Genomic DNA, 15,184 nt, shown 5'->3' with positions numbered 1-15,184 from the left:
CCGCGACCGAGTAACCACGATGCCCAACCCTTCGTATCAAGAACGCCGTAACCAGGTCGAGTCCTATTTCGACCGCACCGCGGTTGACGCCTGGAAGCGACTGACCTCGGATGCCCCGGTGAGCGGCATCCGAGCCACCGTGCGTGCCGGTCGCGATCGGATGCGCGCGACCCTGCTCAGCTGGCTGCCGACGGATCTCAGTGGCAAGCGCCTGCTCGATGCCGGCTGTGGCACTGGGCTGTTGTCGGTTGAGGCGGCACGGCGCGGTGCGGAGGTCTACGCGGTGGATCTGTCGCCGACGCTGATCGAGCATGCGCGTGAACGCCTGCCGAGCGATCTGCCGGGGCAGATCGACTTCGCGGTCGGCGACATGCTGGCGCCGGAACAGGGTGATTTCGATCACATCGTGGCGATGGATAGCATTATCCACTACGAGCTTGAAGACGCCCTCGACGTGATCGCTGGCTTCGTCGAGCGCGCGCGTACCTCGGTGCTATTCACCTATGCGCCGCGCACGCCAGCACTCGCCTTGATGCACGCCGTCGGTCAGTTCTTTCCCCGTAGCGACCGCTCGCCGGCGATCATTCCGATCCCTGAGTCGATGATGCAAGCTCGTATCCGAGCGTCGGCTTGGTTTGATGGTTGGGAGATTGGTCGCAGCCAGCGGGTCGCGAAAGGTTTCTACACCTCGCAGGCGCTCGAGCTGCGCCGCTGCACGGAGACCAATTAGCGATGTCGTCTTCGACGGAAGAGCTCAAGCGCCTCTTTTACCAAGAGGTTCTGCCGAAGCTTCTGCCGTTTTCGGATGTGGCGACGAGGGAGTTGCCGCTCGCACGATTGCTCCGGCTGGCGCTGTTTCAGGCTTCGGTCGGCATGATGATGGTGTTGCTCTATGGCACCTTGAATCGTGTCATGGTGGTTGAGAAGGGCGTTCCGCCTTGGTTGATCGGGCTGATGGTCGCATTGCCGGTGCTAGTAGCCCCATTCCGTGCCCTGATTGGCTTTAAATCCGATCATCACAAGTCCGCCTTTGGCTGGCGCCGGGTGCCTTACATCTGGTTCGGCACCCTGATGCAATTCGGTGGACTGGCGATCATGCCCTTTGCGTTGTTGCTCATGGCCGAAGGCGGCAGTGTGCCGACCTTTGTCACCTGGCTGGCGGCCGGGTTTGCATTCCTGGTTGCCGGTGCCGGGCTGCACACGACACAGACCGCGGGTCTGGCACTGGCCACTGACCTAGCCAACGAGGAGACGCGTCCGCGCGTGATCGCCTTGCTGTTCGTCGTGCTCAATCTGAGCATGCTGGTCGCTTCGTTGGTCTTTGGCGCCTTGCTGAGTGGTTTTGACGAGATGAGCGTCAGCCAGTCGAACCAGCGCTTGATCGGTGTGCTGCAGGGTGCGGCGCTGGTGGCCGTGGTCTTTAACATGGTCGCGCTGTGGAAACAGGAATCGATCAATCGCGACCGCGTCGAGCAGATCAAGGCCGACCGTCAAGCGCATAAGGAGCCGCCGCGCTTCGCTGAGACCTGGGCCCACTTCATTCAGGCTGGCAGCGCAACCCGCTTGCTGGTTGCACTTGGCCTCGGCACCGCGGGCTTTCAGATGCAGGATATCCTGCTCGAGCCCTACGGTGGGCAGGTGCTTGGCCTGACCGTTTCGCAGACCACGCGTCTGACCGCAGTCTGGGCCTTAGGTACGCTGGCGGCGTTTGGGCTAGCGGCTTACCTGCTCGGACGCCGCGTAGACTATTACCGCATCTCAGTGGCCGGAGCGCTGATCGGCATCCTTGCCTTTATCGCTGTGATTGCCGCTGATCCGCTCGGCTCGCCGTTGCTGTTTCGCTTTGGGGCGCTGCTGATCGGATTTGGCGGCGGGCTGTTCGCGGTCGGCACCCTGAGTGCTGCAATGAACCTGGCTGATGTCGAAGGAAGCGGCCTAGCACTAGGGGCTTGGGGCGCGGTCCAAGCCACCGCTTATGGTCTCGCGATGTTCCTCGGCGGTACGCTCCGCGATCTCGTGACAACGATCACCTCTTCGGGAGCCTTCGGCGAAGGTTTGATTCAAAATCAAGCCGTCGGCTATGCCTTTGTTTATAACCTGGAGATCTTGCTGCTCTTCGCAACCCTGATCGCAATCGGACCGCTTGCCCTGAAGGGCGGTCACGCTGCGCGGTCTTCCTCGAAGTTCGGATTGACCGAGCTTCCTTAAGTCACCTTGCCAACGGAGGTTATCCGATGCCTACTGGTGCGATTACCAACTACATCGATGTTGCTCAGCTCACGCTTTATGCGTTCTGGTTCTTCTTCTTCGCGCTCATCTTCTGGATTCGTCGCGAAGACAAACGTGAAGGCTACCCGGTCGAGTCCCAGCGCCTGCGCGGCGTGAAGATGATGGAAGGCTTCCCGCCAATGCCGAAGCCTAAAACCTTCCTGATGCCGCACACGGGTCTTGAGGTCGTGAAGCCGGGTCCTGAACAGGCGCAATACAAGGTCAATGCCGCGCCGATCGCTCCTTTCCCGGGCGCTCCACTAGCGCCAGTTGGCGATCCCATGAAGGCCAATGTAGGACCTGGCTCCTATGCGATGCGACTCGATGAGCCAGACCTGACCGAGGATGGTCGAGCAAGGATCGTGCCGATGCGTGTTGCCAAGCACTTCACGGTCGTCGACAAAGATCCTGATCCGCGCGGCATGCCGGTGCTTGGTTGTGATGGTGCGCAAGGCGGCACCGTTAAGGAGCTCTGGGTCGATCAGTCCGAGCCTCAGATCCGTTACCTCGAGCTCGAGGCGGCGGGCGGCAAGCGGGTGCTGCTACCGATCACCATGTGTGTGGTCAAAGGCAAGAAGGGCTATGTTGACGTTAACAGCCTCACGGGCGCTCAGTTCGCTGGCGTGCCGACCCTGAAGAGCTATGACCAAATCACGATGCGTGAAGAGGATATGGTCACCGCTTACTATGGTGCTGGAACCCTGTATGCCACCCCAGAGCGCGCGGAGCCGTTTCTGTGAGTGAGTTTGCCTTCGAGCCGATTCACGGCTTGCCGGAGAACCTCCCCCCGGGGGAGGCGCTCCGCTGGCAGGGCGCGCCACATTGGCGCGTCTTGGCCAGGCGCGCTTTCTATGTGCGATCAGTTGCGTTTTACTTTGGCGTACTGATCGTGCTGCGGGTCGTGTTTCTGCTAGTGGGCGGTGCCCCGGCCCCGACGGTGATCTTATCGGCGCTTTGGCTAGCCACCTTGGGCCTCTTGGCAACCGGTATCCTGACTCTGCTGGCCATGCTCTATAGCCGGTCAACGGTTTATAGCATTACCGACTACCGAGTGGTCATCCGGTTTGGCGTTGCCCTGCCGATGGCGGTCAATATTCCGTTTAAGATCGTCGAAAGTGCTGGTCTACGAACCTATCCGGATGGCTCCGGGGACATTCCGCTGGTGCTTAGTAAAGGTCAGAATGTCAGCTACTTGATCATGTGGCCGAATGTGCGTCCATGGCAGTTCTCGAACGCACAGCCGATGTTGCGGAGTATCCCCGAAGCGGCGAAGGTGGCCGATATCTTGGCTGAAGCGTTGCGCTCGGCCACTGCCGAGATGGCAGCCGAGGCTAAGGCCGTGACCGAGCAGACCGTGACCGAGCAGACCCTGGACACAGACCGAGAGCACAGCGCGCCTGCGAGTGAGTCCTCGCTGGAGCCCTCTGCTGCGAAGGCGGGTGGTCAATGATCAGTCTGCTACGCCTCGTCTCGCCTTGAGTGCGATGACGTTTTTACTTCAATCTTGCGGCGAGGATTACAGCGATGAGCGACCCATTTGAGGGCCGCCCCTTTCCGCGCGGCGTGTTGATCGGCGCTGCGCTGCTAATCACCTTTGTTATCGCGGCGGCCGCTATGGTCCGCCTGACGGGGGTGGGCGGGGTCGAGATGCCGTTTGCACCGGTGATCGAGGCCCGGGAACTGGTGTTCGAAGAGCTTGGCGGTGGGGTGACGATGGTGGCCTTGCCGGGTCCAAGTGGTGCCGATCGTGAAGCCGTGCTCGGTCTGTTGGAGTCTGGGGCTGATGGTTTTGCGATGGGGGTCATGCGCGGTATGGTGCGGGATCGCAAGGCCCGTGATCTGCCGCTCGATGCGCCTTACCAGCTCGCACTGCTCGAGGACCGTCGGCTAGTCTTTCGTGATCCGAGTGTGGGTACCGAGATTGATCTTCGCGCCTTCGGCCCGACCAACATGGCCTCGTTCACTCCCCTTCTGCGCGTCGAGCCCAAGCCGCTTGCCGATGTGGTTGCACTGACCCCCGCGACTGAAGACTAGGGTCCGAATGTCGACCTACACCCTGGCGATCGGCTATGCGTTATTCCTTTGGTGGTTCAGCACCGGTGTCATCCTCTATCTGAATGGGCTACCGCAGCGCACTTATCGTTTCAGTTTGATGGCAGCGACAGTGTTGATGCTCGTGCTAGTCGGGGTCATGGCTTTGGTGCGCGATCAGGATAACCTCTGGGGTGCCTATCTCGGCTTCACGGCTGGCGTTCTCGTTTGGGGCTGGCTCGAGATGGTCTATTTCATGGGCCTGGTAACCGGACCGCACAAGCAGGCCTGTCCTCCGAACTGTGCCGGTTGGCAACGGTTTCGCTTGGCGCTCGGGACCAGTATCTACCATGAGCTCTTGCTCCTGTTGATCGCTGCGTTGTTGATCGCTGTGACCTGGGATGCGGCTAATCAGCTCGGGACCTGGACCTTCGTGATCCTTTGGCTGATGCGCTGGAGTGCGAAGTTGAATCTGTTCCTGGGTGTCCCGAATCTGAACGAAGATTGGCTTCCGGAGCATGTTCGCTTCATCACCAGTTATCTTCGTAAGCGGCCGATGAATCTGCTGTTTCCGGTCTCGGTCAGCGTCGCAACAGTGGTGATGTCATTGCTGGTCGAAGCGGCGCTGGAACTGCCGCCGACAAGCTTTGCTGGTGTGTCGTTGATCCTGGCGGCAACCCTGTTGGCACTGGCGATTCTTGAGCATTGGTTTTTGGTGCTACCCTTGGCCGATGCGGCCCTCTGGCGCTGGGTGACCACCTCTGGCGATCGCGCTAGCATTTCTACCCCCATCGTGCTGGAGGCGGTTGATCAGGAAACGGTGGATTAGCCGGTGCGTTGATATGCGTCAACGCCCACAGAGGTCGGGTTCACTAAGTTTGTCGGCACGGAGACGCAGCCGGTGTCACCGCGTCCGCAGAGGTCAGGTCCGGATCGATAACAAGCATGCGGATCTAAGGAGCTGTGTGGCTTTGATTCCCTTCGCCCCCGCATCATTGAGGTTCTCTCATGTCCAACTTCGCCCCAACGGAGGTGTCACCGCAACAGCTGGCCCGAATCGCTGAGCTGGGACCACTGTACGCCCAGTCTTCGAGCGCGCCTGCGTCCTGGCAAGAAAACCTCGATAGCATGGAATACGAGGGCGCACTCAGGAGCATCGCCCAGCATCCAGACGAGACCCTTTCGCTCTATATCCATATTCCGTTCTGTCCCGGACGCTGCCTCTATTGCGCCTGCAACACGACGGTGACCCATGATACGGCTTGGATCGATCGCTATCTCGAGGCGATGGATCAAGAGATGGCCTTGGTTGCCGAGCACCTCCAGGGTCAGCATGACGTGCTGCAGCTCCATCTTGCTGGCGGAACACCCAATTACCTCAACGATGCCCAATTGACGCGGTTGACCGAGATCATCGAGCGTCGTTTTCGTGTGATTCCCGATACCGATCTCTCCATCGAGTGCGATCCGCGCCGTGCGTCGGCAGGTCAGCTTGATCTGCTGCATGCCTTGGGCTATCGGCGTATCACCCTCGGCGTCCAGGATCTAAACCCACAGGTTCAGCGCGCCATTGGGCGTCTGCAATCGATCGATCTCATCCGCGATGTCTATGCGATGGCGCGCGAGACCGGGTTTGATGCGATTGGCTTTGATCTGATCTACGGTCTGCCTGAGCAGACCGAGGCCAGCTTCCAGGACACCTTAGATGCGATCGTCGATCTCGCCCCCGACCGCATCTCCTGCTTTGGCTATGCTCGCACCACCGCCAGTGGTACCCACCAATATGCGATTGATGCGCATCGTTTGCCCTCGGCGAGTGAGCGTCAGGGACTCTTCCACCGGGCCGTGAATACACTTACCGGTGCCGGCTACGCCTGGATTGGTCTTGATGCCTTTGCGCTGGATACTGATGAGTTGGCAATTGCACAGGAGGAAGGTCGTCTAAGGCGCAACTGCATCGGCTACACCGGTATTGAGACCGACCATATGCTGGGCTTTGGCAGCGCCGCGATTGGCGATGTCGGTGGATTCTGCGTGCAAAACGAGGTCGATATCAACACCTGGGAGGCGCGTGTACGAGGTGGCGAGTTGCCGGTTGCGCGCGGACATCGCGTCGGCGACCGCGACCGGCGGCGCCGTGACGCGATCGAGCATATGATCTGTAATCTCGAGCTGCCGGCGGAGATCGCGGCAGGGTGTCTTGACGACGAATACGCGCGGCTCGCGAGTTATGCTTCGGACGGTCTAGTTCAGGTTGAGCCTGACCGATTGCGCATTACCTCCTCGGGGCGTTACTTCTTACGGACGCTCTGCAGCGAGCACGGTGCCTATTTCGAGTGGGATCGTTCGCGCTGGCACTTTTCGCGCAGCCTATGAGCTCTCTCAACGATAGCGGGACGATCGTGAGGATCGGACCCAACGCCATTACCCGCGTCGCCGAGGCGCTGATCGCGGTGCGTGGCTCAGCGGATGCGGTCTTCGCCGCAGCCGGCCTGACGCATCATCTTGCCGACCCGCCGGAGACGATGGTTGACGAGCGCGACGTCACCGCGCTGCAACAAGCGCTGCGGGCCGAGCTGGAGGCTGAAACCGCCGCCGCTATCGCCCATGACGCCGGCCTGCGCACTGGCGACTACCTGCTTGCACATCGTATTCCAAAGCCGGCTCAGCGCATCCTCAAGCTGTTGCCGTCGGGGCCAGCCAGCGGCATGTTGCTGAAGGCGGTCGGCAAACACGCCTGGACCTTCTCCGGCAGTGGGCATTTCAGTTACACCATCGGTCGGCCGGTGCGGGTCCGCATCGAAGACTGTCCGCTGTGTCGCGGTAGCCAGGCCGATGTTCCGATCTGCGATTTCTATCGTGGTGCCTTTGAGCGCCTGTTCACCACCCTGGTGAACCGGCGTACCCAGGTCACAGAGACCCAATGCCAGGCCATGGGCGCCGACGCCTGCATCTTCGAGATGCGTTGGTCCTAGCGCGCTCGGTTCATCCCACTGACTGCTCGCAAGCGTAAGCTGCCCGGTCTCAGCTGCCCGAGAACCCAGTGCTAGTGGCATCAAATCGGCCAGCCTTGATGGGCGGTTCTTAATGTGAATCCCGCTCGATGCATCTGCCAGGCTGGCGCGGCGCCATGCCTTTGACAGAAATCGCCTTAGTCCAATGCCCGCAACACCAGCGTCTTCAGGTACGCGGTCTCTGGAATCGCTGGATGGATCGGATGATCCGGACCCTGGCTGCCCGAGAACAGCAGCTGCAGCCGACGTCCTGACCGACGCGCTGCCTGTTGGACAGTCTGCACGAAGGCCTCGCGGCCCATGTGGAAGGAGCAGGACGAGGTCAGTAAGAGCCCGCCAGGCTCGAGCACCTCGAGGCCGAGTCGATTCAGCCGCTGATAGGCGCGCTGTCCCTCCGCTTCGTCTCGGCGGCGCTTGATGAAGGCCGGTGGGTCTAGGATCACCATCGCGAATCGGGTCTGGTCGTCGCGTAGCGACCGCAGTGCATCAAAGGCATCGCCTTGGAGGGTGCTGATGCGCCCCTGCAGGCCGTTGAGCGCCGCATTGCTCTGCACCGCCGCGAGCGCACTCGCAGCGCTATCGATACAGGTCACCGATCTGGCGCCGGTGGCGACAGCCTGTAAGCCCCAGGCGCCGAGATAACAGCAGCAGTCGAGCACCGAGCCGTGCGGGGCAAGCCGATGCAGCAGGCGACGGTTATCGGCCTGATCGAAGAACCAGCCGGTCTTCTGACCCTGGGCGGGCGAGACCTGAAAGCGCAAGCCGTCCTCGCTGAGCTCGATGTCGCCCTGATCCTCGCCAAGTACCCACTCGGTCCCCTGCTCCAACCCTTCTTGCTCACGCACCGCCGTGTCATTACGCAACAGAATGCGCGCTGGGCGCACCACCTGCTCAAGCGCTGCGAGCAGGTTGCCGCGCTCGCGCTCCATGCCCGCCGTAGTGATCTGCACGACAAGGAGGTCGCCGTAGCGGTCGACGATCAGGCCAGGCAGGGCGTCACCCTCGCTATGGATCAGTCGGTAGAACGGGGTTGGATAAAGCCGCTCTCGCAGCGCCAGCGCATGCTGGATGCGCGTGACGAACAGCGAGGCGGTCAAGGGATGTTCCCGGTGGCGGCTGGTGATGCGCACGGCGATCAGTGAACGCGGATTTGCGTAGCCATAGCCAAGCCAGCGACCGCGCTTGGAGAGCACCTCGACCGGCTGGCCTGGCTCGAGCGGCTTCAGCGGGGTCTGACCGGTATCGATCTCGTTGCTATAGACCCAATCATGTCCGGCCAGGATGCGTCGTTCCTGGTCTTTTTTCAACTGCAGCGTGGCGGGGGTCATGGGCTTCATCTCCGAATAAGGGGCTTCTGGCGCGACGCAATGATGTCTGCTGACGGTGCGGCCATGCTGGAGCGCTACATTACCCTCTTTCGCGACCGAGTGAGCGTCAGTGAGCGCAGCGCAGCGATCGCCTCACGCAACAGCAGGAGCCATTCAGCGCGCCCGCTGAGTCCAAGGGTAGCGATGATGGTCTGCGGACTACGGCGTTGCAGGATGCTGAGGATGAGCAGATCGCGCTGTGATGTCGAGAGTTGACCCGGTTCCAAGTGCTTCATCGTCGGCGGTGGTGACGCCTGATCGACGTTGGCCTCACTATGCGCATTAGGTGCGACGGCGAGATGCGCGCGAACCAGTCGCGCGAGCGCCGGCAATGCCGCCTCGACGCCGCGGTGCGCGTCAGCGAAGGCGTCGATCTGCTGCCAATCCTCTGGGTCGATCTCCCGATCGTGATTGGTGATCTGCCGAGCGTCGATCTCCCGATCGTGATCGATGTCCTGACGAGCGTCGATCTCCTGATCGGGATCGATATTTTGACAGGGGCTGACCTCCCGGGCGGGATTGGCGGCCTGACGAGGGGTGATCTCCTGAGCCGGATCGATGCGCTGAGGCCGGCAAGCCGCTTCCTGGATCAGCGCCGCGATCAGTGCCGGCTCGGCGTCTTGGAGCGGGCCGGTGAGCAGGATCGGTAGATCCCGGTCGAGGCGCTGACGCGCGTGCTCGATCAAGCCGGCCCCAGCGGGGCTGAGCGGCTTCAGCACCACCACCGCCCGCGCGCCGCTCGCGGCGTTGTGGCGCGTGCCGAGATGCAGCGGCGCGAGGCCACAATGGTGCCAGAAGCTCAGCAACTCGGTGCTGGCGCCGAAGCTTGCGCCGAAGACGTCGAGCCCATCCTGGCGCGCCCGTGCGGCGACGGCTTCGATCAGCCGCCGCCCGAGTCCACGCCGCCGCGCTGCAGGATGCACGGCGATGCGCACGATCCGCGCATGGCCCAGCCGTGGCGCCTCGCGCAGCCCAGCATGAGCGGACAGGGTTTGTGGCAGCAGGTGTCCGCGTGGTCGCCGGCGACCCTCAAAGATCGGCTGGATGAGTGCAGGCTCCAGCCAGCCTTCACGAGCAATCAGCGCGGTCGCCAGCACCAGCCCGTCGACACACAGGCTTGCCACCGAGAGATTCGGGCCATCGAGCAGGTGGCGGAGGTCGTTTGGTCGGGTCTGATAGTGACCGAGCAGCAGAAGCCCAAACAGCTGTCGCAGCAGGGGCTCGTTTGCGGCCAAGGCGTCGCGGTCGTGCAGCACGAACTGCACCGCCGTGAGATCGGCGTCGGCAACCTGCGCATCCGATGCCGGTTCGGCATCGAGCAGTAACAGCTGGTTCATCAACAGTTCGACGGAATCGCCTTGGCTCCAGCGGATCGGCGTTCTCAGTCGCAGTGCCTGCCAGCCCGGTGTGCGCTGATCGAGTAGGGCGCGAAAGCGGATCTCGAAGCCGCGTCCGCTGCCCTCATAGCCGTGTACCGTGGTCGCGAAGCAGATCCGCCGATAGTGCATCAACAGTGGTTCGAGCAAGGGTGCTGGAATCCCGGCGGCCTCGTCGATCAGCAGCAGATCAGCGGTTGGGGTGGTCGCGAGCACTGTATCTGGCGCCTGAAAGCGGAGTAAGTGCTCCAACTCCGCGGCCGATTCTACGCCCTGTGTGGTATTCGTCTGCTTGAACGCCGCATGTGCATGCTCGAATAGGGTGTCGACCGCGCTGCGCCTTGGGGCGCTGACGATGATCTGTAAGCGGTGCTGCGCGATGAGGCGACCGGCAGCGATCCCGAGCGCGGCCGACTTACCGCGGCCGCGGTCGGCGGTGAGCACCAGCGGTCGCCGTGCGCGACCTGCGGCCAGCGTGCAGATGGCTGCAATCGCCTCAGCTTGATCGGCGGTTGCCGGCCGAGCTCTATCCTGGGCAAGGCGTGCCTGCTCGGCTTGCGCGTTGGTAAGGCGTGCCTGCTCGGCTTGCTCGTCGGCGTCAAACGCCTCCGCCTCTGCCGACCGGCGCCCTGCAGATGGACCGGTCGCCGATGTGGCAGTCTTGGACTGGCCTGCTGATCGGTCGGTAAATAGGCCTGCTAATCGGCTTTCTGATCTGCCTGCTGATCTGCCTGCAGATCTGCCTGCAGATTGGCCTGCAGATTGGCCTGCAGATTGGCCTGCAGATTGGCCTATGGATTGGCCTGATGGCTCCATCCTGCTCACTGGGTCATGCGCGCCCTCACCACCGGCGGCGGACCTTGTGGCTGAGGGGGCGGGCGTGAGCGCCGCGCTCGGCTGATCGGTTGTCAGATGTTGGAGCCTGAACCTGTCTTCCGCTTGTCGGGCATCGGCACCTCCTCCGGGCCCAAGTCCATCGAGTCCCTCGAGCCGCTCAACCGCAGCACAGGCCTGCAGCAGCCGGGCAAGACGTGCGATGAAGCGGGTTCCGACCTCGGCCGCGGAGAAGGGATGCACCGCAATGCGGGCGGCCTCTGGGTCTACCCAGCTCGGCCAATCGGCGAGCTCGGGGCTCAACAACAGCAACAGGCCGCCGCCGCGCAGGCTGCCGACTGCTGCGCCGATGGCGTCGGCATCGAGACCCGTCCAGAAGTCCATCACCAGCAGATCGCACTCGCCACCGAGCAGCCGCTGGACCTTGGCGGGCGGGATGGCCGCGGCGATGAAGCTGTGGGTTGCGCTCTTGCTCGCGCGCGAGAACGGCTGGGACAGCGGTTTGGATATTGGCCTGGATCTGGATACTGGCCTGGATGCCGGCCTGGATGCCGGCCTGGATGCTGAGCTGGATGCTGAGCTGGATGCCGGCCGAGAGGCCCCAACGGGGAACACTTCGGAAATCCTGTCCGGCATGGGTGCGTTACTGACCCAGACCAGTCGCTCTGGCTGGCGCTTGGCGATGAGCTCAGCAGCGGTTTGCAGGCCGCGCTCACGCTCGCCATCGAGCAGGATCAGCTGGCGTTGGGGCCAGTCACCATGATCGGCTCTGACGATCGATGCCATCAGAATGATCGTCTGGATATTTTTATGAGAGCGATTATCATTAGCGCCTCGAGTCAGCAGACGCAAGAGGTTCCACCATGATCAAGACCCTGACCTTCGCTGTGATGCATTTTAGTGTCGCCTTTGCTGTCGCCTACAGCCTGACTGGCGATATCGTCGTCGGTGGCGCGGTGGCCCTGATTGAGCCATTGGTCAATACGGTCGGCTACGCCATCCACGAGCATATCTGGGCGCGGTTTCGGCAGCGGCGACAGACATCGCCGCAGTCTGCCGAGGTCATCACGGCTGCGCCTTGTGCCGCGTGACGGTTTGCGTCCGTCATCAGGTAGCGCCCACTCGGCATCCACTCGGCACCCACTCGGCACCCACTCGGCACGTTGGCCAGCTGGCATCACAGGGCGCCCCCGTCGTCGACGCAGAAGCGTTGAATCAGTTGGCGCAGATAGCCGAGCATCGGCGGAATGCGCTCTAGCGCAAGATACTCGTTGGGCTGATGCGCCTGCTCGATATCGCCCGGACCAAAGACGATGGTCTCCATCCCCAACGCATTCAGGAACGGCGCTTCGGTGCCGAAGCTGACGCTCTCCGCGCGATGGCCGGTAAGCGCCTCGGCGGCCTGTACGATCGCGGCCCCGGCGGCAGTCTCTGCCGGCGGGATGCTTGGAAACAGCGGCGCGATCTCGAGCACGAGCTCACGCCGCTCGGCGATCGGCGCGACGCGTTCGCGGAGTTCGGCGCGCAATTGCTCAGGGTCCTGATGCGGCAGTGGGCGGATATCGATGTGCAACTCGCAGTGGCCGCAGATGCGATTGAAGTTGTCGCCGCCATGGATGTGGCCGACATTCATGGTCGGATGGTCGATCGCAAAGGCCGGGTCGCGATGCGTCTGTTTCAGCGCATCACGCCAGGCGAGGAGGGCGGTCATGACCTCGTGCATACCTTCTAGAGCGTTGTTGCCCAGGCTTGGATCGCTGGCGTGACCACTGCGGCCGGTGAGCCGAATGGCCTCGGCCATCACCCCCTTGTGCGCCCGCACGGGTCGCAGTCCAGTCGGCTCGCCGATCACCGCGTGACGACCAAGGGCGCGCCCCGACTCGACCAATGCGCGTGCGCCGTGCATCGCCGACTCTTCATCGGCGGTGGCCAGCAGGATCAGCGGCCGTTTCAGATCAGCGGGTCTGAAGCTGCGGGCGGCCTCGATCGCCAGTCCGAGGAAGGATTTCATATCGGCGGTGCCGATACCGTACAAGCGTCCGTCGGCTTCGGTGAGGCGGAGCGGATCGTAGCGCCACAGGTGCGCATCGAAGGGCACCGTATCGGCATGTCCGGAGAGCACGAGTCCGCTGAGCAGCTTGTGGCCTTGCGCAGAGTCAGCCAAACCAGCGCCGCTCAGCCCCTCTCCGCCCAAGGTGGCGATCAGATTCGCCTTCTCGGGCTGGCCGGGAAGCGGCAAGATCTCGACCCGAAAGCCGGCGTCTTCGAGCCAGGTCGACAGGAGCTCGAGCACCGGCCGGTTGCTCTGGTCGAGGTGCGGATTGACGCTGCTGACCGAGGGTACTGAGATCAGCCCCTCGAGCATCTGGCGGAGCGGCGGGGCTGCGGAGGATGAGCGCTGAGACATAGGGGCTCCTGAGCGGCTGGATGGTTGATCCATCCCGATGCCGTTAAGATGGGTCGGATAGGCCCATTGCTGCAAGCGGGGATTGGATCTGCCTGCACATTTCGCTTGCACCTGCTGTCCGCCGGTTCTGCCGGCGCAGTTGACCGCTTGTCTACCCACTCTCTAACGCTGATGGCGCGGCGCCACCCTGGAGAATGAATCGCGTGAGATCCACGGTAACCTCGAGGCCCTCTGAATGATTTCCCCGTCGACTGCGAGCGCTGATCTCGAGGCTGCACTCGGCCGTTACCGCTGCCTGTTCGATCAGCAGGTCGAGGGTTGGGACGCCTTCATCAGCACGCTGATGCGGCCGCTGCCGACCTGGATCTGGGCCCACCCGCTGCGCATCGAAGGGCAGCAATTGCGCGCGCTGATCGCTGAGGAAGGCGTGAGTGCTGAGCCGGTGCCTTGGTTGAATCCTTGGTGGTCGTCGATTGCGGCACGCGTCGCAGCGCCCGGTGCTGGTCTGACGGCTGATGGGTCTGCCTTCGGCTCCGATGCGCCTGTGGCTGTTGGGAAAGGCTCCGAGTTCGGCGCTAGCGGCGCTGCCCTTCCGATCGCATTGCGTCTGCCGCCAGGCTTTAAGGCCGGCCAGCGCTGGTGGTATTGCGCTGGCCTGGCGCATGCGCAGGAGGCCGTTTCACAGCTGCCGGTCATGCTGCTCGATGTTCGCCCTGGTCAGCGCGTGCTCGATCTTTGCGCGGCGCCCGGCGGCAAGACCGCGCAGCTCGCGTTCGCACTCGGCAATCGCGGGACCTTGCTTGCAAACGACTTCGCCGCCGAGCGCATTGCTGCGCTGCAAGGCAACTTGGATCGGCTTGGGGTGCTGAACTGCAGCACAACGCGCTGCGATGGCGGTAATTATCCAGTGGGAGCCGGTGCCTTCGACCGCATCCTGGTCGATGCGCCCTGCTCCAGCGAGGGCACGCTCAGGCGCAACCCGAGCTTGCTGCAGCGCAGTAGCCAGGGTAGCGGCCAGGGTAGCGGCGAGCGTGTTCGCGCGCATGCTGGCATCGGTCCCGAGCGCTCGCAGCGGATGGCAGGCCGCCAGCGTGCGCTGTTGCGCAAGGCGGTGCAGATCTGCCGGCCCGGTGGGCGCATCGTCTATTCGACCTGTACCTTTGCGCCAGAAGAGAATGAGCTGGTCGTGGCTGAGATCCTCGATGAGCAGAACGGCAACCTGGAGCTGCTGCCGTGCGCGCTGCCGGGCTTGGCGGCTGGCGCTGGGGTGACGCATTGGCAAGGCCGCCAGCTTGATCCGAGCTTGTCGCGCTGCCTGCGCGTCTGGCCGCACGCAAACGATACCGGGGGCTTCTTTGTTGCGGTCCTGCAGAAAGCCGCTCAGGCGCCAGGCTTGGATGCCCACCATCCGGCCCGGTTGCAGCTCGAGCCCGAGGATGACGGCTGGCTGCAGGTGCTCGGCGAGCATTACGGACTGTCGACAGCCGCTCTCGCCGGACGCTGCTTTCATCGCCAGACGCGCCGCGGGCTGCATTTGATGGCCGCGGATCACCTGCCGCCAGCGGCGCCGTCGTTGCAGGGCAGTGGTCTGTTTGCCTATCGAACCAATACCCGCCCGCCGAAGCTCACCACCGGTGCCGCCCTGCTGCTCGGCGCAACCGCGAGTCGTCAGACGCTCGAACTGAGCACCGAGCAGCGCGATCGCTATCTGCGCCGCGAGCTGTTGCAGCCAAGCCCTGGGCAGGTTGGCGACTGCCGCCCTGGCCAAGTCTTGGTGCGTTATCGCGGCTTCACGCTCGGGGTTGCCGTGCTGCATCGATCTGGCGATCTGGAGAGCCTGTTTCCGAGTCGCTGGAGCGGGTGCAGCGCTGGGGCTTAGAGGGTTGC

Annotated in this window: 13 protein-coding genes; 10 read left to right on the top strand and 3 right to left on the bottom strand. The window is 63.0% G+C overall.

Translation table 11 applies throughout. The annotated features are described in order from the left end of the window. The first annotated feature begins 19 nt into the window (after positions 1 to 19). The 8 genes from bchM (at position 20) to bchJ (ending at position 7,274) form a co-directional block, all read left to right on the top strand. Positions 20 to 730, top strand: coding sequence for a magnesium protoporphyrin IX methyltransferase (gene bchM / locus CKO42_RS14575; RefSeq protein ID WP_200245354.1), 711 nt, complete (start codon positions 20 to 22; stop codon positions 728 to 730). A gap of 2 nt (positions 731 to 732) precedes the next feature. After that, positions 733 to 2,208 carry a BCD family MFS transporter gene (locus CKO42_RS14570; RefSeq protein WP_200245352.1) on the top strand — a complete coding sequence of 492 codons (1,476 nt, stop codon included), beginning with the start codon at positions 733 to 735 and terminating at the stop codon, positions 2,206 to 2,208. Positions 2,209 to 2,234: 26 nt separating this feature from the next. Further along, a complete protein-coding gene (gene puhA / locus CKO42_RS14565) occupies positions 2,235 to 3,008 on the top strand; it encodes a photosynthetic reaction center subunit H (protein WP_200245350.1) in 774 nt (257 codons plus the stop codon). Further along, positions 3,005 to 3,718, top strand: coding sequence for a photosynthetic complex putative assembly protein PuhB (puhB, locus tag CKO42_RS27970; protein ID WP_200245348.1), 714 nt, complete (start codon positions 3,005 to 3,007; stop codon positions 3,716 to 3,718). Before puhA ends, puhB begins: the two co-directional genes overlap by 4 nt. A 74-nt stretch (positions 3,719 to 3,792) precedes the next feature. Then, entirely contained in the window at positions 3,793 to 4,302 is a 510-nt protein-coding gene (gene puhC, locus CKO42_RS14555) for a photosynthetic complex assembly protein PuhC (RefSeq protein WP_200245346.1), read from the top strand. 7 nt (positions 4,303 to 4,309) lie between these two features. Continuing rightward, positions 4,310 to 5,128, top strand: a complete 819-nt coding sequence (gene puhE / locus CKO42_RS14550; RefSeq protein WP_200245344.1) for a putative photosynthetic complex assembly protein PuhE — start codon at positions 4,310 to 4,312, stop codon at positions 5,126 to 5,128. 179 nt (positions 5,129 to 5,307) lie between these two features. Then, entirely contained in the window at positions 5,308 to 6,675 is a 1,368-nt protein-coding gene (gene hemN / locus CKO42_RS14545; protein WP_200245343.1) for an oxygen-independent coproporphyrinogen III oxidase, read from the top strand. Between the two features lie 26 nt (positions 6,676 to 6,701). Continuing rightward, positions 6,702 to 7,274, top strand: a complete 573-nt coding sequence (gene bchJ, locus CKO42_RS14540) for a bacteriochlorophyll 4-vinyl reductase (RefSeq protein WP_338034922.1) — start codon at positions 6,702 to 6,704, stop codon at positions 7,272 to 7,274. A gap of 176 nt (positions 7,275 to 7,450) precedes the next feature. Here the strand turns inward: bchJ and CKO42_RS14535 are convergent, their stop codons facing one another. Beyond that, positions 7,451 to 8,641, bottom strand: coding sequence for a class I SAM-dependent rRNA methyltransferase (locus CKO42_RS14535; RefSeq protein WP_200245339.1), 1,191 nt, complete (start codon positions 8,639 to 8,641; stop codon positions 7,451 to 7,453). A gap of 74 nt (positions 8,642 to 8,715) precedes the next feature. Further along, the gene (locus tag CKO42_RS14530) at positions 8,716 to 11,676 is read right to left on the bottom strand and encodes a GNAT family N-acetyltransferase (protein ID WP_200245336.1); all 2,961 of its coding nucleotides are present in this window, start codon (positions 11,674 to 11,676) and stop codon (positions 8,716 to 8,718) included. A 77-nt stretch (positions 11,677 to 11,753) separates the two neighbouring features. Here CKO42_RS14530 and CKO42_RS14525 point away from each other — a divergent pair, with 77 nt between their 5' ends. After that, positions 11,754 to 11,981 carry a DUF2061 domain-containing protein gene (locus CKO42_RS14525; RefSeq protein ID WP_200245333.1) on the top strand — a complete coding sequence of 76 codons (228 nt, stop codon included), beginning with the start codon at positions 11,754 to 11,756 and terminating at the stop codon, positions 11,979 to 11,981. A gap of 86 nt (positions 11,982 to 12,067) precedes the next feature. Here CKO42_RS14525 and argE read toward each other — a convergent pair whose 3' ends face one another. Continuing rightward, a complete protein-coding gene (gene argE, locus CKO42_RS14520; RefSeq protein WP_200245332.1) occupies positions 12,068 to 13,297 on the bottom strand; it encodes an acetylornithine deacetylase in 1,230 nt (409 codons plus the stop codon). Between the two features lie 235 nt (positions 13,298 to 13,532). Between argE and CKO42_RS14515 the strand changes: the two genes are divergently transcribed. Continuing rightward, positions 13,533 to 15,176, top strand: a complete 1,644-nt coding sequence (locus CKO42_RS14515; protein ID WP_242479400.1) for an RsmB/NOP family class I SAM-dependent RNA methyltransferase — start codon at positions 13,533 to 13,535, stop codon at positions 15,174 to 15,176. Positions 15,177 to 15,184 lie beyond the last annotated feature (8 nt).

Origin of the sequence: Lamprobacter modestohalophilus, from assembly GCF_016583905.1 — a bacterium.
Taxonomy (GTDB): Bacteria; Pseudomonadota; Gammaproteobacteria; order Chromatiales; family Chromatiaceae; genus Lamprobacter; species Lamprobacter modestohalophilus.
The sequence above is the reverse complement of the archived record's forward strand: the minus strand, read 5'-3'. Positions and strand labels throughout refer to the sequence as shown.

What these genes read in the sequence shown, in the direction of transcription:
- puhC (WP_200245346.1), top strand. Translation starts at nt 3,793, where the DNA reads ATGAGCGACCCATTTGAGGGCCGCCCCTTTCCGCGCGGCGTGTTGATC.
- CKO42_RS14525 (WP_200245333.1), top strand. Translation starts at nt 11,754, where the DNA reads ATGATCAAGACCCTGACCTTCGCTGTGATGCATTTTAGTGTCGCCTTT.
- hemN (WP_200245343.1), top strand. Translation starts at nt 5,308, where the DNA reads ATGTCCAACTTCGCCCCAACGGAGGTGTCACCGCAACAGCTGGCCCGA.
- argE (WP_200245332.1), bottom strand. Translation starts at nt 13,297, where the DNA reads ATGTCTCAGCGCTCATCCTCCGCAGCCCCGCCGCTCCGCCAGATGCTC.
- CKO42_RS14535 (WP_200245339.1), bottom strand. Translation starts at nt 8,641, where the DNA reads ATGACCCCCGCCACGCTGCAGTTGAAAAAAGACCAGGAACGACGCATC.
- CKO42_RS14530 (WP_200245336.1), bottom strand. Translation starts at nt 11,676, where the DNA reads ATGGCATCGATCGTCAGAGCCGATCATGGTGACTGGCCCCAACGCCAG.
- bchM (WP_200245354.1), top strand. Translation starts at nt 20, where the DNA reads ATGCCCAACCCTTCGTATCAAGAACGCCGTAACCAGGTCGAGTCCTAT.
- CKO42_RS14570 (WP_200245352.1), top strand. Translation starts at nt 733, where the DNA reads ATGTCGTCTTCGACGGAAGAGCTCAAGCGCCTCTTTTACCAAGAGGTT.
- puhA (WP_200245350.1), top strand. Translation starts at nt 2,235, where the DNA reads ATGCCTACTGGTGCGATTACCAACTACATCGATGTTGCTCAGCTCACG.
- CKO42_RS14515 (WP_242479400.1), top strand. Translation starts at nt 13,533, where the DNA reads ATGATTTCCCCGTCGACTGCGAGCGCTGATCTCGAGGCTGCACTCGGC.
- puhE (WP_200245344.1), top strand. Translation starts at nt 4,310, where the DNA reads ATGTCGACCTACACCCTGGCGATCGGCTATGCGTTATTCCTTTGGTGG.